16 protein-coding genes, 2 tRNA genes and 1 other RNA gene are annotated in these 20321 nt (G+C 49.3%); 3 read left to right on the top strand and 16 right to left on the bottom strand.

Annotated elements, in window-relative coordinates; all coding sequences use genetic code 11:
• Nucleotides 1-10: 10 nt before the first annotated feature.
• On the bottom strand, nt 11-1396 hold the full coding sequence (mtaB, locus tag PJI16_09230) for a tRNA (N(6)-L-threonylcarbamoyladenosine(37)-C(2))-methylthiotransferase MtaB (protein ID MDT3777735.1): 1386 nt from the start codon (nt 1394-1396) through the stop codon (nt 11-13).
• Nucleotides 1397-1762: 366 nt separating this feature from the next.
• Between mtaB and PJI16_09225 the strand changes: the two genes are divergently transcribed.
• Nucleotides 1763-3073 carry a TrkH family potassium uptake protein gene (locus PJI16_09225; protein ID MDT3777734.1) on the top strand — a complete coding sequence of 437 codons (1311 nt, stop codon included), beginning with the start codon at nt 1763-1765 and terminating at the stop codon, nt 3071-3073.
• Between the two features lie 6 nt (nt 3074-3079).
• Here the strand turns inward: PJI16_09225 and PJI16_09220 are convergent, their stop codons facing one another.
• Nucleotides 3080-3370 (bottom strand): hypothetical protein, encoded by a 291-nt coding sequence (locus tag PJI16_09220; protein MDT3777733.1) that lies wholly within the window; start codon nt 3368-3370, stop codon nt 3080-3082.
• 756 nt (nt 3371-4126) lie between these two features.
• Here PJI16_09220 and PJI16_09215 point away from each other — a divergent pair.
• Complete coding sequence (locus PJI16_09215) at nt 4127-7660, top strand: vitamin B12-dependent ribonucleotide reductase (protein MDT3777732.1); 3534 nt, start codon at nt 4127-4129, stop codon at nt 7658-7660.
• A gap of 393 nt (nt 7661-8053) precedes the next feature.
• Here PJI16_09215 and PJI16_09210 read toward each other — a convergent pair whose 3' ends face one another.
• A complete protein-coding gene (locus PJI16_09210; protein MDT3777731.1) occupies nt 8054-8959 on the bottom strand; it encodes a DnaJ domain-containing protein in 906 nt (301 codons plus the stop codon).
• 620 nt (nt 8960-9579) lie between these two features.
• Between PJI16_09210 and PJI16_09205 the strand changes: the two genes are divergently transcribed.
• The gene (locus PJI16_09205) at nt 9580-9927 is read left to right on the top strand and encodes a cupin domain-containing protein (protein ID MDT3777730.1); all 348 of its coding nucleotides are present in this window, start codon (nt 9580-9582) and stop codon (nt 9925-9927) included.
• Nucleotides 9928-9968: 41 nt separating this feature from the next.
• On the opposite strand, the gene PJI16_09200 is transcribed toward PJI16_09205, so the two are convergent.
• From PJI16_09200 to hisH, 13 genes are all read right to left on the bottom strand, one after another.
• The gene (locus PJI16_09200) at nt 9969-10823 is read right to left on the bottom strand and encodes an SUMF1/EgtB/PvdO family nonheme iron enzyme (protein MDT3777729.1); all 855 of its coding nucleotides are present in this window, start codon (nt 10821-10823) and stop codon (nt 9969-9971) included.
• Between the two features lie 749 nt (nt 10824-11572).
• Nucleotides 11573-11965, bottom strand: coding sequence for a carbonic anhydrase (locus tag PJI16_09195; GenBank protein ID MDT3777728.1), 393 nt, complete (start codon nt 11963-11965; stop codon nt 11573-11575).
• Between the two features lie 619 nt (nt 11966-12584).
• Nucleotides 12585-12662 (bottom strand) — tRNA-Glu (locus PJI16_09190).
• A gap of 257 nt (nt 12663-12919) precedes the next feature.
• Nucleotides 12920-13344, bottom strand: an RNA gene (gene rnpB / locus PJI16_09185) — RNase P RNA component class A.
• A 71-nt stretch (nt 13345-13415) separates the two neighbouring features.
• Nucleotides 13416-14144, bottom strand: coding sequence for a C4-type zinc ribbon domain-containing protein (locus PJI16_09180; GenBank protein MDT3777727.1), 729 nt, complete (start codon nt 14142-14144; stop codon nt 13416-13418).
• 62 nt (nt 14145-14206) lie between these two features.
• Nucleotides 14207-14283: transfer RNA gene (locus PJI16_09175), tRNA-Ile, on the bottom strand.
• A gap of 90 nt (nt 14284-14373) precedes the next feature.
• Nucleotides 14374-16200, bottom strand: a complete 1827-nt coding sequence (gene dnaG, locus PJI16_09170; protein ID MDT3777726.1) for a DNA primase — start codon at nt 16198-16200, stop codon at nt 14374-14376.
• A gap of 99 nt (nt 16201-16299) precedes the next feature.
• Entirely contained in the window at nt 16300-16644 is a 345-nt protein-coding gene (locus PJI16_09165; protein ID MDT3777725.1) for a histidine triad nucleotide-binding protein, read from the bottom strand.
• Nucleotides 16637-17314 (bottom strand): bifunctional phosphoribosyl-AMP cyclohydrolase/phosphoribosyl-ATP diphosphatase HisIE, encoded by a 678-nt coding sequence (gene hisIE / locus PJI16_09160; GenBank protein ID MDT3777724.1) that lies wholly within the window; start codon nt 17312-17314, stop codon nt 16637-16639. The genes PJI16_09165 and hisIE overlap by 8 nt, the downstream gene beginning before the upstream one ends.
• Nucleotides 17315-17338: 24 nt before the next feature.
• Nucleotides 17339-18136 carry an imidazole glycerol phosphate synthase subunit HisF gene (hisF, locus tag PJI16_09155; GenBank protein ID MDT3777723.1) on the bottom strand — a complete coding sequence of 266 codons (798 nt, stop codon included), beginning with the start codon at nt 18134-18136 and terminating at the stop codon, nt 17339-17341.
• Complete coding sequence (gene hisA / locus PJI16_09150; protein ID MDT3777722.1) at nt 18130-18876, bottom strand: 1-(5-phosphoribosyl)-5-[(5-phosphoribosylamino)methylideneamino]imidazole-4-carboxamide isomerase; 747 nt, start codon at nt 18874-18876, stop codon at nt 18130-18132. Before hisA ends, hisF begins: the two co-directional genes overlap by 7 nt.
• Entirely contained in the window at nt 18876-19682 is an 807-nt protein-coding gene (locus tag PJI16_09145; protein MDT3777721.1) for a hypothetical protein, read from the bottom strand. The genes hisA and PJI16_09145 overlap by 1 nt, the downstream gene beginning before the upstream one ends.
• Nucleotides 19679-20302 (bottom strand): imidazole glycerol phosphate synthase subunit HisH, encoded by a 624-nt coding sequence (gene hisH / locus PJI16_09140; protein MDT3777720.1) that lies wholly within the window; start codon nt 20300-20302, stop codon nt 19679-19681. The genes PJI16_09145 and hisH overlap by 4 nt, the downstream gene beginning before the upstream one ends.
• Nucleotides 20303-20321: the final 19 nt, after the last annotated feature.

Below are 20321 nucleotides of genomic sequence, written 5' to 3'. Positions count from 1 at the left end.
TATCGCCTTTCTATGAAACGCTCACGAGTGAAGAAACAGAATACAGATCCTTTGCCGTGGGAGAGAACTCAGAGGATGGCTCCAGCAATCCCAACGTCGTACCCGACATGATGCCGGTTACGACAACCGGTTGAATGGTATTACGTAGCGGATGTGGAGAACGAACGGCCACTCGAATATAATTATCCGTCAGCCCCGGCCAATAGCCCTCGGCTTCGGCTGCTTCAAATAACACCGAGACTCGTCGCCCTATAAACCGCTGTTGGAAAGCCATTCGCTTGTGATCGGATAATTCCCGCAATCTCCGACTCCGCTCTTTTGTCGTTATTGGAGACACGGCATGTGGCAACTTGGTCGAGGCGGTCCCTGGCCTGGGCGAGTAGCTAAACACATGCAAATACGCAAAAGGAAGATCCCGGATCACCGCTTCCGTATTCGAAAATTCTCGTGAGCCCTCCCCAGGAAACCCCACCAGCACATCCGTTCCAAAGCACAGATCTGGAATCCGCTTCAGAGCAGATTCCATTGCTTCCGAATACTCTCGCACCGAATATCGCCGATTCATGGCCTCCAGTATACGATCATCTCCGCTCTGTAAGGGCACATGCAAATACCGGCACAGCTTGGTGGAACTGCTCATATAGTCCAGAAGACTCTCAGGAACTGTCGTGGGTTCAATTGAGGAAATACGGATCCGCTCCAGGCCTTTAATGGCCTCAAATCGATGAAGGAGCACCAAGAGGTCGGCAGCTCCATCCCGATATTGTCCGATGTTCACTCCCGTCAGCACTAACTCACGATGCCCTCTTTCCACCAATTCCTCGGCCTCACGAACCGCATCCTCCAGAAACCGACTCCGCTCCCGGCCTCTGGCAAAGGGAATCAGGCAAAACGAACACATAAATTGACACCCGTCCTGAATTTTCACATTTGCGCGAGTCGTGGTATAGGCTCCTACGCCTTCTATCAAAAAATTCTCAGGATCAATCCGCCCATGATGCACCAGTGGCACAGGCTGTTTTTTAAGCTGAGAAAATGGTGGAATGATCTCAGGCAGCTGCATTTTGAATTGATTGCCGACAATGAGGTCAATATCGGCCATGCGGCGGAGCACTTCAAGTCCGGTCTGAGCATAACACCCGGTGACCGCCACAAAGGCGTGGGGCGAATGACGGAGGACCTGGCGAACGATTCGTCGGCAATCGACCTCGGCCCCTTCCGTGACAGTGCAGGTATTGATCACAAAAACATCCGTTTCCTGACCAAATTCAACCGGGAGAAACCCGCTTTGCTGAAACCCGTCCTTAAGGACAGCCGTTTCAGCCTGATTGAGTCGACACCCTAACGTATAGAACGTCACCCGTGGTTGGGGTTGTTGGAAATCCTCAGAATTCATAGGCATGTCATTATAAAGAAGGCCTTTCCGCACAACAAGACAACAGGAACCCAGGTTTCCATTGCCGGGCGAACATGCTAGTATTTTTCGATTATCATCATGCAGTCTGGCCCAGTCGGGGATTACCCGAGAGTCATCTATCGTCTTTCAATTTTGTCTCCCACCTCATTCCTATTGTTTCTAACAAAATGGCTGCGCTTGGACATGAACCAAGCCTGGCATTCCTGATGGTTCGAACCAGATGCCCCTATCCGCCCATCCTGATTCACATTCAACCGAACCCCCTTCCCTTACCCAATGAGTGACGGTTTCGGAAAACTCCTGATAGCCCGTTGTGTCGGCTTTCGGTTACTACCTGGCCAGATTGTGGCATCTGCTGCCCTCGGACTCATTCTCTTCGGTGCCTGCCTGCTCATGCTTCCTATCGCCACTCATCCAGGAGTTCACATCTCCTTCCTTGATGCGCTCTTTACCGCAACCTCCGCCGTCTGCGTCACGGGTCTCATCGTCATGGATACCCCACAGGATTTCACCCTGTTCGGGCAAGGAGTAATTCTCGGGTTGATTCAGATTGGAGGATTAGGGTACGCGTTGATGGCCACAATGATTTTACTCATATTGGGGCGTCGCCTTGGGTTACGAGACAGGATGATGCTCAGCGAATCGATGAATACCATGGATTTACAGGGATTAGTCCGGTTCGTGAAACTGGTAGCCATTATTACCTTTGGATTGGAGAGCCTAGGTGCGGTGTTGCTCACGCTTCGCTTTGCCGTCGACTTTCCGTGGTGGACAGCCGCCTATTACGGAATATTCCATGCCATTTCGGCATTTAACAATGCAGGGTTTGCCCTTTTTTCTGATAGCTTTAAAACATTTCAAACAGACTGGACCATCAATGGAATCATCACCATTTTGGTGATCTTTGGAAGCATCGGGTTTTTTGTCTTTGAAGATATTCTCGGCAATATTCGTGGGCAACGTTTTCGTTTACAGACACACACCAAATTGGTATTAGTAACCACCGCCCTGCTTATCGTGGGTGGAACAATAGGGATTACCATATTGGAGTGGAACAATCCCTCCACATTCCAATCCGCCTCCATCGGAAAAAAGCTGACGATTTCCTACTTTCACTCAGTTTCCCGTACTGCAGGATTTACATCGATGGACATCATCGACATGCGGGATGCCACACTCTATTTTCTGTTATTACTGATGGCCATCGGAGGATCACCCGGCAGTATGGCAGGAGGCCTCAAAACAACCACTGCCGCCATCGTCTTTCTGACCATCTTAAGCATGCTGCGTCGAGATAAAGACGTCGAAATCTTTAACCGGCGAATCCCCCAGGATCTCATTACTCGGGCTCTTTGCTTCACCATCCTTGCTTTTGTCATGATTACCGGCATGACCCTTCTGCTGGATTCTACCGAGTCGCAACCGTTTTTATTCCTGATGTTTGAGGTCACCTCGGCCATGGGCATTGTGGGCATGTCTTTAGGAAACGGCGAAGCACTCAGCTTATCGGCACTCTTTACCGATTTTGGGAAAGTCATGATTATGCTATCCATGCTCTTGGGCCGGTTCGGCCCATTGATGATCGGATTATTTGCCATCAAGACCATCGTCAGTAAGCCCTATCGATATGCTAAGGCCCGAGTGATTATCGGGTAAATCTGCTCAGGCAATCCGCCGCTGAAGCCTGAAAATAAAAAAGGCCAGTGTCGGCAGTGGGAACAAAGCAAAGGGCAAGATCCACAACCACACATTTTTTCCCCTCACCCTTGCTTGATCATACATCCAGACAAAGATCCAAATCATTAATAAGACATAGTTGGCCGTAATCCACTGAGTGGTTCGAACATGCAACTGGCTTTCCCCTCCCTCCCCGATCATGAGGAAAAACATTCCCTCCAACAAGACCAACGCCAACACCAACCCGAGAACCAAGGGTTTACTCCACACATACATGATTCGGCTCCTTCTTCAAAAAATAGGCCTCCTAATCTCCCATGGACCATATCTGATCCACCTGCCACAAACCCATAAGGTGACATAGGATACCGCAGCAAATCAAAATGTTCGCACAGAGACTTACTGCCGATCCCGTCGTGACTGCTTTCAATCTGAACACATTTTTTCCTCTATCACTTTCCTGATTATTCATGTTTTACGAATGGTCGTGAGAACCATAAAAGGCCATCTGAAAATTTTTATTAATTTTTTTCGTCTTGAATAATCTTCGTGTGCATAACTTGTTGGGCTAGAATTTCAGGCTGTTGATAACCATGAAAATTCATTCGGAACTCCGCACGAAATATTAGGTTTTTTGAACTCACATGTTCTGCACAGAAATCCCCATCAAGTGGGCACCAGTCACAACATTTAGTATTGACATTTTATTCTATCCGCTATAGATTGTGGGGCATTGGTTTATACCAATTATTTCTTCCGGTTTTATTTTTCCTATTTTCCTTGATGTGTGCAGGCATTTGGCATAAGCCAATTCTTCCCTGCTAGAGGCCAGTCATTCGCCGATATACTGCATTGATGGCTTCTGGTTGCACTGCTTATTGTATGAACTTCACGTTCCGTGAGACCATACTTGGCAGTAAAGAGGCACAATTCTAGTGCGCCCTCTTTGGAAGACAGGAATGCCAGATGAGGCGGAAAAAATGACCGAAGAATTACCCCTCAGGTTTGCAGTCTCTTCCAAAGGAGTCCTACATGAAAATTGACCGTCGATTCACAAAAACGGGTGAAAGCCCTTATCAGGCCATCCCATTCTCAACCCGATCCTCAGAAATCCGAAACCCGGATGGCTCAGCCGTGTTCCATCAAGACAATATTCTGGCCCCGGAACATTGGTCCCAACTGGCAGTGGACATTTTGGCCCAAAAATATTTTCGTAAAGCCGGGGTTCCCCAATTTGACGACCAGGGACATCCACTCCTCAATGAGAAAGGCGGCCCACTGCTGGGAGGGGAACGTGATGCCAGGCAAGTGTTCCATCGACTCGCCGGTTGTTGGACGGAATGGGGCAAAACTCATCACTACTTTGATACCCCGGAAGATGCCGAAACCTTTAAAGACGAACTGAGTTACATGTTGGCCTGGCAAATGGCCGCGCCCAACTCTCCCCAATGGTTTAACACCGGACTCCACTTTGCCTACGGCCTGTCTGGACCTTCACAAGGACATTTCTATGTTGACCCGAATACCCACCGGGTCAAACAGGCCCGCAACGCGTATGAGCGCCCTCAAGTCCATGCCTGCTTCATCCAATCGATTTCTGACGATTTGGTCAATGAAGGCGGGATTATGGATCTGTGGGTTCGGGAAGCTCGCCTGTTCAAATACGGGTCTGGAACCGGTACCAATTTCTCCAAGTTACGGGCCGATGGAGAATCCTTATCAGGAGGCGGTCGCTCGTCAGGACTCATGTCCTTTCTCAAAATCGGCGATCGGGCCGCCGGTGCCATTAAATCGGGAGGCACCACTCGCCGCGCCGCGAAAATGGTGTGTCTGGATTTGGATCATCCCGACATTGAAGAATTTATTGACTGGAAAGTCATAGAAGAACAAAAAGTCGCGGCCATGGTCACCGGATCGAAAGTCTGCGCACGTCATTTGAATGCCATTTTAAAGGCCTGTCACGTCCCACGTCAGGACGGGACCACGCAAGTCGATACCAATCCCCGGGATAACCATTCCTTACGTGAGGCAATCCAAGCCGCACGGGAAGCCGCCGTGCCGGAACCCTATATTCACCGGATGTTCAGCTATGCCCAGGAAGGGTTTACCCATTTCGTGTTCCATGAATATGACACCAATTGGGATAGCAAAGCCTATCAGACGGTCTCCGGGCAAAACTCGAATAATAGCATCCGAATTCCGAATGAATTTTTTGAGACCCTTCAGGCAGGCGGGGATTGGAAGTTGACCAGGCGCACCGACGGTGCGGTCTGCAAGACCATGCCGGCAAAAGAATTATGGGATCGAATCGCCTGGGCAGCCTGGATCTGCGCCGATCCCGGCGTGCAATACGACACAACCATTAACGAATGGCATACCTGTCCCCAGGATGGTCGGATTAATGCCTCGAATCCTTGCAGCGAATACATGTTTTTGGATGATACCGCGTGCAATCTGGCCTCCATCAATTTAGGGCGATTTCTGACATCGGAAGGACAGTTTGACATAGACGGATTTCGACATGCCGTCCGGTTGTGGACAATTGTCCTGGAAATTAGCGTGCTGATGGCAGGATTCCCGGGCCGCGCAATTGCTGAAAAAAGCTTTGCCTATAGAACGCTCGGCCTTGGCTATGCCAACTTGGGTTCCATTCTGATGAAAATTGGGATTCCCTACGATTCGCCGCAGGCCTTAGCCTGGAGCGGGGCCATTACGTCACTGATGACCGGGGAATCCTATGCCACATCCGCAGAAATGGCTAAAGAATTAGGTCACTTTAACGCCTATCCACGTAATGCCGAAGCCATGCTTCGAGTGATGAGAAATCATCGCCGAGCGACCTACAATGCCTCGGCGGATGAATATGAAGAGCTCACAATTCCCCCAATGGGCATTCAACCGGACCAATGTCCCCAACCCCTCTTACAAGCCGCGCAAACATCCTGGGACCGGGCATTGGAACTGGGTGAACAGTACGGGTATCGAAACGCACAAGCCACCGTCATCGCGCCAACCGGCACAATCGGCTTAGTCATGGATTGCGATACCACCGGAATCGAACCCGATTTCGCCCTGGTCAAATTCAAGAAACTGGCCGGGGGTGGCTACTTTAAAATCATCAATCAAAGCCTTCCTCCGGCTTTACGGCATCTGGGATACAGCTCAAGCCAGATTCAAGATATCATCACCTATGCGACGGGGACCCGAACTCTTAAACAAGCTCCATTTATCAACCATGACACGTTGCTGGCCAAGGGATTCGACCGCGAGGTGCTGGAACGCATGGAGGCCACGCTGGACGGAGCCTTTGATATTCACTTCGCGTTTAACAAATGGACCCTCACCGAGGAATTCTGTCGTGAAAAATTAGGTCTGACTGAATCTCAACTTCAGAGTCCTCAATTAAATATTCTCAAAATTCTCGGATTCACTCAGGAAGAAATTCTTGCGGCAACGGACTTTTGCTGTGGCACCATGACCGTTGAAGGCGCTCCACATCTCAAACCGGAACATCTGCCAATTTTTGATTGTGCCAACCGGTGCGGGCGCATAGGACAACGATTTATTTCTCCACCGGCCCATATCCGGATGATGGCAGCCGCTCAGCCATTCATCAGCGGGGCCATTAGCAAAACCATCAATATGCCGGCCGAGGCGTCCGTGGAATCGGTTAAGGAGGCTTATATGCTGTCCTGGACTTCCATGGTCAAAGCCGTAGCCCTGTATCGGGACGGGTCGAAACTCAGCCAACCGCTGAATACCGTCAGCGAATGGGGCGATTTATCTGCCTCAAATGAGCAAATTGCCTCCGTGGCGAAACAGGCCGCTTCCCGCGTATTGGTCCGTTACCTGGCGAAACGCCGTCCCCTCCCAACCCGTCGAGGCGGTTATACCCAAAAGGCCATTGTCGGGGGCCACAAAATCTATCTCCGAACCGGCGAATATGAAGACGGCACCCTGGGCGAAATTTTCCTGGATATGCATAAAGAGGGAGCCGCCTTTCGAAGCTTGATGAACTGTTTCGCTATTGCGATTTCTCTTGGATTCCAACATGGCGTCCCTCTTGAAGAATATGTGGACGCATTTGTGTTCACTCGATTTGAGCCAAACGGGCCGGTCAAGCTCAACGACCACATCAAAATGTCGACCTCGATCATCGACTACATTTTCCGTGAACTGGCGATCACCTATCTGGACCGTCACGACCTGGAACAGGTGGCTCCCGAAGATCTTCGAGTGGATGCCCTCAAAAAAGAAACGGATATGCCGGATGAAGGCGAAGAGGGTTTAGTGGACCCACGCTCACTCAGTTCGACTTCAATTAGTCCCGAAGTATTCCCTTCTCGAAAATCGGTGGGCAACGGAGTTGGGAAAAACGGAGAACATGGGAAAGTCGCCAGAAAAGTGGAAATGAAGCGCGAGACCCTGACCATCACGGAAGTACAAGAGGCCCGGCAAAAAGGCTATGAAGGCGATCCATGCCCGGAATGTAAACAATTCAAAATGGTGAGGAACGGGACCTGTTTAAAGTGCGATAACTGCGGATCAACCAACGGGTGTTCCTAGTCATCATTGGGAAAATGATTAAAGGAAATAATGAAATGCCGCCCAAAAGAAAATGTCAATGCCCTTGTGGTTTTGATTTTACTATCGATCATCATAGATCAGCTTCGTTTTTTGGTTTATTGGTTAAGGATTCCAAAAATAATGATTTGGATAGCACCAATTGCCCTAAGTGCAGGAAAAAGCTTTCATTAAATATTCAAGGATTTAATCCATTAAGCCTTGAAAAATAAGACCTATTGGGAAACATGAGGGTGAGTTCATTTCTCTTAAGTCACACCTAATCCCTAAATAAAAAACAAACTCATAGTCAAAAGATGAACTCTATCCGGCGTCCTTTGAATTCAAATGACGCCGGATGGTCAAAAATTCCATAGATGCATTTAATCTCTAAAGTCATGACCGCAAGGGAAGTGGCAGCTCTTTCGGTGCGGGTTTCTCTTCAGGCTTTCTGACCAGATCCGGTCTGGCCTTCAGTATCCAGGCAACCGCCTGCTCGTTATAGTTTCTGAGCTGGCCGTACACGATCCACCGCATGCTGTGAACGGTATCAATGTAATCATTAAAATGGTCCTGGGTAATTTCTTTTGGGGCCACTTTTAATAAGGTTGGCAGCAGGCAGCTTTCACAACCGGAAGCTTGCTCCTGGAATGAGGGGTATACAAAATGTTTGGCTAAATCAAGCCGGTGACACAAGATGCGCGCGAGTTGGTTGTAATTTCTTTCTTTGTTCTCCTTCCCGGCAACCCCAAGGATTTCTTCCCCATAGAGATAGATCTTTTCCCAGGTCATTGCGTACGGCGCTTTTTCTAGAAGCGTATTGAGTAATTGGCTGTTGGCTCCTAACAGTTGCTCATCAAACGCGGACGTTACTACATGTCTAGCCATTTCAGGACGTTCACATAAGATATCGGTCATCCAGACAAAACACGCTTCCTGGGTGTTTTTATCAAGATAATCAATGATAGATTCGATGAGTTTCATCTCTTCTCTGGTAATGAGCGATCTATCCCTGAGAAGGATCTCTTTGGCTCTTCTGACCCGACTTCTCACGAGTTCATTTTTTGACCCGCCATTCAGCATATACCCATTATCGTAATCAGCCCGCTTTTCTTCGTGACTGAGCACGGCATAGGCTTCGTTGATCCTGAACATCCTTTCCTTGGCGGCCTGTCGTTCCGCTTGTGGGACGACATCCTCATGATTTTCTTTGACAAATTTCCGCCATGCGCTCTGCACTTCCTTCAGGAGTGCATCTTCAGGAATCCCCAGAATTTGGTAATAGTTCAATCCGTCAATCATGATCTTGTTCTAAGAGTAGATTAAAGTTCGATGCGGACCACAGACCATATTCGTGTAAAAATATACGCGAAGGACAGGGCCCCACACCAGAGATGACAGTGCCCTGAATAGGAAATCAGCCATTTTCCCCAATTACTTTAGATGCCGCAATAGTGTTGCCCCATGGACCGTGACACCACAAACCTTATACATCAATGATGGATTTTATTTGGCTTCGCACTCTTTTATTGAACAAAGCCGTCAAAAAAATATTTATCCCCATAATCCACATAGTGAATTCCCTTTTCACAAAGGAATTCGTGATTTCACGGTGAATTTATCCACCATCGTTCACACCTTTTCCACAATTTGTGACATTGACAGGGGTATGTCCCCTCTATATAAGTGGACGCATTCGGAGGAAATTTCACTCTCTTTCATTCTCTTCTTTCTACCCCCATGAATGCACTGCCGGTGCTTTTCCATGGATTTCCTTCAATACGAGTGACTGGCGCATGTCCTTGTCACTTGCATCCATCTCCGCACTTCTTCTTCGGCAGGAATCAATGGCTCCATTGCGGCGATCGCCAGCTTATTCATCGGAATTTTTTATAAGTCTTTTATCCTCTAAGAGGCCTATCATGAAAAGCCACCCCATCATTGATCGCTCAACCGTTTCGAAGAATTGGCATGCTCGTGGATTTTCCTGTGGGGTGTGGATTGATCATTCCGGACGAGAATGGAGAGCCGTCACGCAGGATATGGAAGAAATTTTTATGGCAATGTCAGGAGAATTGGAATTGGAGATAGCGGGAGAGCGGGTTCACCCATCCGTGGGAGAAGAAATTCATATTCCAGGCGGTGCACCCTATACCATTCGGAATATTGGAGGAACAACCGCTCGTTGGCTCTATGGGCAAAAACGAGTCCCTTCCACTCCAATTCAATCGGTTGAGTCACTTCGCGATCTCATCCAAACCCCACGGTAAAAGTTTACCGGGTGCGGCCACTGTTACGAGTAGTCGCACCATCACTTCGTATCCTTGGCACAACGAAATCCGGTTGTTAGGTCCTGAAAATCAACTTCCCCTTTTGAGCGGGCGGTTACCCGTAAGTTTACAGGCTGGTCCTCCCACGAGCCCCCGCGTAATACTTTATAATCGCCTTCCTCCGGCCCTTGAGGATTCTTCTTGGGACTCTCTTCATAATAAAAACGGTCATACCAATCATTGACCCATTCGGCAGCATTCCCTGCCATATTATACAAGCCATAGGCGCTTTTTCCGCCCTGTTTTAAGCCATGACGAATACTCATGCCCTTGGTCCCACTCGTGACCGGCGAAAGGGTCAGTTTATAACTCACCCACCCCGTCGTCCCCTGGTTATAGTTAGCAATATCCACAAAGGGCTGCATGTGACCCCATGGATACCTTCGCCCATCCGTGCCACGGGCGGCTTTTTCCCATTCGGCTTCTGTCGGCAAACGTTTTTCCACCCATTCACAATACCGTTTGGCATCGTTCCAGGAAATTCCCACAGCCGGTCTGATCCCAAATTCTCCCGTGGCAATACCATCATCCCACAGCGGCGGAGGTTCAATACTATAATCGGTATCCAATAATTTCTGGTATTCCGCCATGCTCACTTCGTACCGATCGATAAAATAGGCATCCAGCCAAACCGTATGTTCCGGTCGCTCGTTTCGAGAGCCGTCATTATCTCCCATGAGAAAATCCCCTTCAGGAATGGGCACCATTGAACCCGGCGGGCCATCATCCTGCTCTGGAGCCTCTCCTGGTTTGGACTCTTGAGACCAGGCAGGCTGGCTCAGACCATTTATGATGAAAAGGATTCCAACAATTCCCCAAAACCATGTACGCGTCATACAATCCTCGCCAAAGATTAGGAATGATTAAGAGTACGAGAATCTGTCAGGGACCATCCGCCAGGACAGAAAAAGTTTCGCACCATTAGTGGCATACTCACTTAAGAATTAAGCTCTGGTCTTGTGTTTTACCATATCGAACTTGAGTGGCTGAGTGAAGGGGGCAAAGCCACATTCTTATGAAACCTAATATACCGCATAACAAACCCATACCTCTCAACAAATCTTCAACAGTTTGAGCCTTGGCGTACCCAATGGGATTCAATGAGGGGCGGCATTTTCCGAATATCTTGACGATTACTTATGCTAGGCATAAAGCGGCCTGTTCAGAATGTGGAAAAATTGGGAGTGTTAGGCTCAAGAATCAATATTCCATACATGACTTGGCACAGAATCATGACATTCCGAGTACTCACCATTACAATTCCCTACTGAAGTATCGGTGATCGGAGGAGAGCCAGACAAGAGAGACCAAAAAACTATGCTTTTAAAGTGCCTCCCCAAAAAAATAGCGAGTTCAAGTTTCGTGACCACACGGATTCCCATCACCCCAATCTGCAAAAATCCGGTTCAGTTGAAAATATCAGGGTTGAGGCGGTTAGCTCAAACCGACTATGCCTGTGGCAAGATCATAAACTCCAGCTTCAACCTTTAGTTTGCCGGCCTTAGCAGCATCCCGTATGACTGTAGAGGACGTGCGTAGCAATTCGGCCTGAAACCTTGCATTGGCCTCGATGGCTTTATTGAGATTATCGCCAGACTGTCCCATTTGGCAGAAGATATTGATACAACACGCTGATTTGTTCTGGTACCGTGTCGGGTTTCATCGCAGCTCTTACTGCCCCGCAGCCACTATGACCAACCACAAGAAGAACTTTGAACCCTAGGACAGCCACTCCAAATTCCAGGCTGGCGATAATCTGCGGTGTCACCACATTCCCCGCAACACGTGTGACGAAGATGTGACCGATCGTCTGGTCGAAGACGAGTTCCACAGGTATGCGAGAATCGGCACAGGCAAGTATGGCCGCAAATGGCTCTTGTTTATCAACGTTATGCACTTTCAAGATGGCCAGATCGGGCTCAATCGATGTGAGTTGATCTGCCGCGAACCGCCGATTGCCTGCGAATAATTCCTGCAAGTCTCCATCGGGACTAAGATTGGTCTGGGCGCGAAGATCTTGAAGAGAAACAAAATTGATTCCAGCTTGCGCCGCAACCCCAACGACAGCACCTGAAATAACCCTGTGAAGAAATTGTCTCCGGCCTAATCGGAGTGAGCACCGGAATGATCTGGCATTTCTTGATGGATTCCTCAAAATTACAGGTGAATAGGGCGAAACGGATATTGGTGAGGTATTGTGTAGAACAGAATATCTGTGACGATTCGACTCAGAACAACATTCTTCAGGCACACACGACATACCCCATACTTAGAATTTCAGATTCCTAAGAGCCTATAAATGATTATCCATAGGAGAAGCGTCCTATGAACGAATTGGGAAGATACCACATTAATTTCTGAAAACGGGTGGCGCGTTCCTGAAAGGTCAGGGCAAAGAGCGGAAACTACATGAGGGGACTTGCTACGTTACTGTGCCACGTCCTCAGGGTCTTTAATAGCCTTAAGGGCGAAGGCTTAAACGCAAGCATGAGCTTAATATGCTTGAAATACAAAAGAAACCAGACGATTCAGCAAAAATTCATTTTCTGAATCCTGCCAACATCCTCGTGGGACTAATTACGGAAAAAAATAGGAAGTGGCGTCCCCAACGGGATTCGAACCCGTGTTGCCGGCTTGAAAGGCCGGCGTCCTAGGCCAGGCTAGACGATGGGGACGCAATATTTCAGGATAGGTATTTGGCCTTTTATGAACAATACTGAAGCGATGGACCCGACATTCTATCAATGAGGAAAACACGAGTCAAACCAAGAAGTTATTCTCAACCATTTAGATGCCATCAGCTAACAGAACAATACGTGGCTTAGTCGGTACTATTGTCTCCTCGCATTCGTGAAACCTTTCAGACCATGGCTCATCAATCGGTAAAAAAAACCACCACAATATTTGACAACCACTTAAACCGTAAAGATGGTGAGGGAGTGGGCCTGTAAGCCGGATTCTGTACTGGATGAAACGAGTTTCATCCAATGGTGACCATTTCTCTGGAACCTAGGTTACCCTAGGCTTCAAGCAACCTACCCGAGAACCTCGACCGGGCCGGTCTCTCTCCCGATCCGGGAAGGAATCGCTTCCTTCGGCAAACCGGGAATCGTCCCCCTATTTGGTTTTGCTCCAGGTGACGCTTACCCTGCCACCTGTGTCACCACAGGCGCGGTGGGCTCTTACCCCACCATTTCACCCTTACCTGGCAAAAACCGAAGAATTTGCCATTGGCGGTATATTTTCTGTGGCGCTGGTGTCGGATCGCTCCGCCTGGGCGTTACCCAGCACCTTGCCCTTTGGAGTCCGGACTTTCCTCTCACGGAAAATTCCGTGAGCGGCCACCCGGCCCACTCGCACCATCTATAGCTAGTTATCGTAGGTTGAGAAAAGGATGAAAGCAAGAGACGTGGCGCATATAGAAATAGCTATTCAGTCGTTTCTTCATCAAGATGCCGAGCCAGATAGAGAATGCGGTGGCAATAGGAACAATCCATGAGTTCATCACCACGCTTCACCTCCGCGACCAGTTGAGGAGGAAGCTGAAGCTGACACCCCCCACACGCTCCTTCACGAAGCTGGGCAACAGCATACCCTTTCCTCAATGTTTTTAATCGGTTGTATCGAACCAGCAGTGGCTTGTCCACCAGTACGGAGAGTGTTGTTTGCTGACGGTTTAAATCGGTTAACTCATTCTCCAAATTGGCAAAATGCGTTTCCAGTCTGGCCTTTTCGGTATCAAAAACTTTCTGGGCTTCGGTGCTTTGCTCTTCAAGCTCCTTGATGGCCTGCTCGTTCTGTTCCACCCGCTCCATCATTTCCAGCACATTCTCCTCAATCGAATCTTTTTTCTTTCGAGCTAACTCTATTTCGAAGAGATGCGCCTGGTATTCTTTGTTCGTTTTTAATTCAGAAAGCCGATTTCTGATTTTCTGAAGTTGCTCTTCTTGAGTAGCGAGTTCCCGTTCCGAACTTCGTCGTTGTTTGACGAGAGATTCACCGGTATTTTTAAGGACTTGCAGTCGGGTGAGAATATCTTGAAGCGGAGATTCAGCGAACTTGAGAAGCTCTGGTGCCTTCCGCAATTGGTCTTGAATCTGAAAAATTCGAAGATCAAATTTTTGAAGATTAATCAGGTATTGCAACTGCAAATTCACAGAGTCCTCAATATCCTAAATCACGTTTACCCACCCGGTCATTCAAGTCCGGCCCTCGCTCATGGTGGGCCCACCAGGACTTGAACCTGGGACCAACTGATTATGAGTCAGCCGCTCTAACCAACTGAGCTATGGGCCCGAGATCATAAAGCCGCACACACTCTTTTACCATAAATGGTGCTCAGGAAAAACTACCCCTACGAATTTTATTCCATCAGAGGGTCCAAACTCATGGAGAAGCTGTTAATAGGGACTTTTTCTGGCGTAGCACATTGGACTCCGCGACCAAAGCATCGACCAAGTCCTGGCGTCCTTCCCGTTGCGCAACCTTGAGTTGACTAATCACCTCATCCATAAGACGTTGGATCTGTTTTTCCTTTAAAACACGGAGACATCCGACGACATGAACAAACACTTCCTCACAATAATATTCCGCCACACTCAACCGGGAAATGACCGGCTCATAAGCCGGATCCCCACTGAATTCCGCATGCAGGGCATCAAGGTTCACATTCCCTTCTTCATCCGTATGCTGAAAAGCCTTGCGAAGAATATGGCGATACAGTGGGACAGTAAACGCATCCTCATCGAGTTGACGAATCTGATTCGATTCCAGTCGTCCTTGAAGTAATAACACAATAAGATCCCGTTCCTCCGGCTTGCCTTGAGGAATGGCCAGATTCGTGACAGCTTGTTCCTGTCGCTTAACAGACGGGGCGGCATTCATCGGCCGGGAAAGCGTCGGAAGGCGTTTACTGAGTAAGTCCGGTCGAATACCCAATCGTTCCGAGACCACTTTCAGATATTCTTCTTTTTCTATGGGATTTTTGGTCTTTTGAAGAATCGCAAGTATTTCATCCGCCCGCTTGACTCGATCTTGAATGGAATGCATTTTGGCTTTGTTCAAGACCGACATGATGGCAAAATCCAACAACGTTGCGGCCTTCCCCTCCAACTCACGAAACGCCGACACCCCGTTTTTCCGAATAAATGTGTCAGGGTCTTCGCCAGCCGGAAGCAGCAGCACCCGGACTTCAATGCCGGAATTCATGAACAAATCAAGCGTCCGTAACGCCGCGCCGATGCCTGCGGCATCTCCATCAAAAACAAGCATGACCGACGGGGCCAAGCGGCGTAAAATCTGGACATGATCAGCGGTTAACGCCGTCCCTAATGGTGCCACGGCATTTTCAATCCCGTTTTGGTGAAGAACGATGACATCAAAATACCCTTCTACCAAATAAAACCTTCCGGAAGCGGTGGCTGATTGTCTGGCCTTGTCCATTCCATAGAGGGATCGCCCCTTAAAGAACAAGTCGGTTTCGGGTGAATTCAGATACTTGGGAGAGGCCCCATCTTCCAGGATCCGCCCACCAAATCCCAATACTTGTCCACGCGGATCAGTAATGGGAAACATCACCCGGCCACGAAATCGATCATACGTGGATACCCTGGTGCCGTCCTCAGACTCTTTCCGCGCCAGCAATCCAGCCTGAACCAGTTCTTCAGGCTTAACGGATTGCTGTTCCAGCCATTTGGAAAGGCCATTCCATCCTTCCGGAACGAATCCCAACTGGAATGTGCTCCAGGTTTCCCTGGCAATCCCCCGTCGATCCAAATAATCTCGAGCCACCTTCCCTTCAGGAGTTTCCAGAAGATTGCGGTGATACCAGGATGCTGCCAATTGATACACATGAAAATACCGCTCACGAGATAAGCCTGAAGAGGGCTTCGCCCCTGATTCCCGACGCTCAGGCAGAGCCACTCCTGTCCGTTGGCTTAACTCACGCAGAGCCTCCATGAAATCCATGCCCTCTTGTTTCATCAAAAAGGTAAAGGCATCTCCTCCGACACTGCAGCCAAAACAATAAAACATTTGTCGAACGGGGTTGACCGAAAATGAGGGGGTTTTTTCTGAATGAAAGGGGCACAGCCCTTTAAAGTTTTGCCCCGCCTTGGAAAGACTTACGTAGGTGGAAATGAGATCAATAATATCAATGCGATCTCGAATTTGCTGAAGAATCTCTGGAGGGACCCCTCGTTTTTCGCCAGTCATCTCACTTCTCACCACAAACTGTGTTAGGGACACATCACGAATTTCATTCCCTTGGGATACCAAATATTATCGGAGCGCTTTTTCCCCGGCAAGCCGGCATTAACCCGGAGGCCACGAAAATGTCCGCCCACCCATGACGTGAAAGTGCAAATGAAAGACACTCTGCCCGGCTCCAGGTCCGGTATTCGCAACGACCCGATATCCGCTACCGGAAATTTCCCGCTGTCTGGCCATCTTGGCACAGACGACCATCAAGTGGCCCAATAAGGCAGCATCCGTCTCTTTCGTATCATCCAAAGACACCACATGCCGCTTGGGAATCACCAACATATGCACCTGCGCTTGAGGATTGATATCGTTAAACACGAACGTGTGCTCATCCTCATACAGCGTGTCAGCGGGAATGGCCCCCTTCACGATTTGACAAAAAAGACAATCACCCATGAGTAGGGTCTCCTTCCGGCTGTCGAATTCCTGATTTGCCAAATCGCTTGCCAAGCTCTTGATAAATCTCTTCAGGAGGAATGGAAAAATGCCCGAGCATGATGAGGGTATGAAACCACAAATCAGCCATTTCATAAATAATTTCTTCCCGATCGCCATTTTTTCCGGCGAGCAGGACTTCGCCGGCTTCTTCCACCACCTTTTTCAAAATACGATCGAGGCCTCCTCCCATTAATTTCGACACATAGGAATCAGGACTCGGGTTGGTTTTCCGATCGTCGACCATTTCATACAGGCGTCGAGTAATTCCACCCCAAGCCGTACCGGACAAGATGGCGGCTTTCTCTTCAGAAGTCGAAGAAGGCATGGGAGAAAAAAAACATGAACGGTTTCCGGTATGACACGTCGGTCCAAGGGGTTGGGCTTTCACCAAGATCGTATCCCGATCACAATCCACAAACATTTCCTTCACGAGTAACTCATGGCCGGACGTCTCGCCTTTTTTCCATAACCGTTTTCGGGATCGACTCCAGAAATGAACCCGTTGGGATTCACACGTCGCTTCCCATGCTTGTTGGTTCATAAACCCCACCATCAACACCGTCCCATCCAACCAGTCCTGCACCACACAGGGGAGCAATCCTTGTTCATCAAACTGCAATGGGCTCATCGAAGAGACTTCGCTCATGGGTGGTTATGAAATTGAAACCGGGACGGTTCCCAGGCGAACAGGGATACCCTGTTGAGCCAAATAGGATTTGGCTTGCCCGATTGAATACGTTTGATAATGAAAAATCGATGCCGCCAGCACCGCATCGGCCTTCCCCACATGGAACGCCTCATACAGGTGCTGAAGGGTGCCAGCCCCTCCGGAAGCAATGACGGGAATGGAGACGGACTCGGAAATAGCCTCAGTTAAAGCTAAATCATAGCCGTCCTGTTGTCCATCCCGATCCATGCTGGTCAGAAGAATTTCCCCGGCTCCATAGTCCCTCATCCGCTTCCCCCACTCAATGACATCCAGGCCGGTCGAGTTCCGCCCTCCGTGGGTAAAGACTTCCCAACCGGGTTCACCTCCTTCACACGTGGTCGCCCGTTTCGCATCAATCGCCACGACGATACATTGCGATCCAAAACGATTGGCAGCAGCTTTCACGAATTCCGGGTGCTCCACAGCAGCCGTATTAATGCTGACTTTGTCCGCACCCGCCTCTAATAATCGGCGAATATCCTCAATTGTCCGGATCCCTCCCCCAACCGTGAGAGGCATAAACACCTGCTCCGCCGTCCGAATCACCACATCTAAAATCGTATCCCGCTTTTCATGTGAAGCGGTAATATCCAAAAAACACAGCTCGTCCGCACCTTCACGATCATACACCTGCGCCACGTGAACCGGATCTCCCGCATCACGCAAATTCACAAACGAGACCCCTTTCACGACTCGCCCGTCTTTGACATCCAGGCAGGGAATAATTCTCTTCGTCAGCATGATGTTCGAGACGCTTCTGCAGAGGCCACCATTTCAAGAGCCGCTTTCAAATCCAAGGTCCCTTCATACAAGGCCTTTCCAATAATGATTCCGGAAATCTTGCTTCCAAGGTTCTGAATGGTCTGTACATCCTTCAGTACCGTCACTCCACCAGAGGCAATAACGGGAAACGGCGAGATAGCCACTGCATCCCGTAGAGCTGAAATATTTGGCCCTGCCAACATGCCGTCCCGAGAAATATCCGTAAAGACCATGCCTCCCAAAGGTAAATCCTTTACCGACTCAAAGACCTGTTGTGGGGTCAGACTGGACACGGTTTTCCATCCATGCACCGCAACTAAACCCTGCTTGACGTCAATCCCGATCAACACTTTAGAAGGAAACTCTTTCGCGGCTGCCGCCAAGAACTCAGCATCCTGTAAGGCCGCTGTTCCAATCACCACCCGGTCAACCCCACAGGACAAGTAGGCACGAATTGTTGACGTGTTTCTGATGCCCCCACCGACCTGCAGGGGGATCGCCAACCGTTTGGTGATGGCTTCGATGTGAGACAGATGCTGAGGTGTTCCGGTCACCGCCCCGTCTAAATCCACCACATGAAGGTAGCGGGCACCAAGACCCTGCCAATGTTCCGCCATCGCCACGGGGTCATCGGAATACCTGGTCACCTGATCCATCTCGCCCTGTCGCAACCGGACACATTTCCCGTCCTTCAGATCAATTGCAGGAATCAGTAGCATTAGTCAGAGCCCTCTCTCAAAGACCGAGCAGGGCCAGGATCGGCCAAACCGACCGGAAAGGCCTTCATCACTTTTTGTACCCCCAATTCGGAAAGTTTCTCGGCAGTCACAAACCCTCCACCTTTTTCAAAAAACCCTACCACATCCTGGTTAAGAGGTTTTTGTTCTTCAAAATATTCCCCTGTCCACAAGATGGTTCCATCCGAAGGCCTCACGAGATACACTTCAAAGCCCACCGCCGCAGGGTTAGCCCCAAGGCTACTCCCTTCGCGTTCCCGGTATGTGCTAACGAGCCCCGTCAGGACTCCATCAACCTTTAATTGCGTCCCAACCTCCTGGGCCATGACCGAAAATGACCGCTCACCTTCCTGGCTTCCCCTGCCTAACACGGCGGAGGACTCCTCTGGGCCAATCACCCGTAAAGAAGGCCGGTTGGCCAACACAGAAACTACCTGTGTCGTAATTCGATGTGCAGCCGTGGCAGGCACCACAAAACGAACTTTTCTGGAATCTGCTCCATTCCCTTGATCAGTTCCCGGCAACCGAAATTGTGTACGGATTTCTTCCGGATCCCTCACGCCTCCACGTATCGAGCTACTCCCCAATTGAGGCGTTTTGATCGTCTGAAAAGGAAGGATGGCGAGACTGGTTATACGGGAGGGATCAAATTCAGGAGAAGCCTGAACCTGAACTTTTGAGGGAACACAGCCCACACCGAAACACCACCACCCGATCAGGCTGATGACTAGAAACCTGGCAGGCAACGGTGTTGACCGTCCATTGATCGCAAGACACAATCCCCTCATTGCCAATCCCCGAAATTCTTCAGAACCTGCAGTCCAACGGCCTGACTTTTTTCGGGATGCCATTGGGTCGCAAAGATATTGTCTTTCCAGACACTACTTGCAAAGGGAATTCCATATTCGGTTTCGGTACTGACGAGGGCACCATCAGCCGGTTCAACATAGTAGGAATGCACAAAGTACACATAGGAGTCCGAGGGAATGCCACGTAAGGGCGGAGCGGCCCTGTTGACCTGAACCGTATTCCAGCCCATATGAGGAATCTTGAACGACACTTCCTCACCATCGGACGGACGGGGAATCGCTTTCACCTTTCCTGCAAGGATCCCAAGTCCTTTATGACACCCAAATTCTTCACTTTCCGAAAACAATAATTGATAGCCTAAACAAATGCCGAGAAATGGTTTTCCCGAGGAAATAGAACGATGAATGACGTCCGTCAGTTCAAAGCGAACCAGGTTGTCCATGCAATCCCCAAACGCGCCCACACCCGGTAACACCACATGACTGGCCTGATCAATTACGCGAGGGTCTCGAGTTACGACCGCTTCATGCCCCACACATTCAAACCCTTTCTGCACGCTCCGGAGGTTTCCCATCCCATAATCAATAATGGCAATCATCTTTCGGTCGCTTCCTTCT

The organism is Nitrospira sp. MA-1 (assembly GCA_032139905.1).
GTDB lineage: Bacteria > Nitrospirota > Nitrospiria > Nitrospirales > UBA8639 > Nitrospira_E.
The sequence above is the reverse complement of the archived record's forward strand: the minus strand, read 5'-3'. Positions and strand labels throughout refer to the sequence as shown.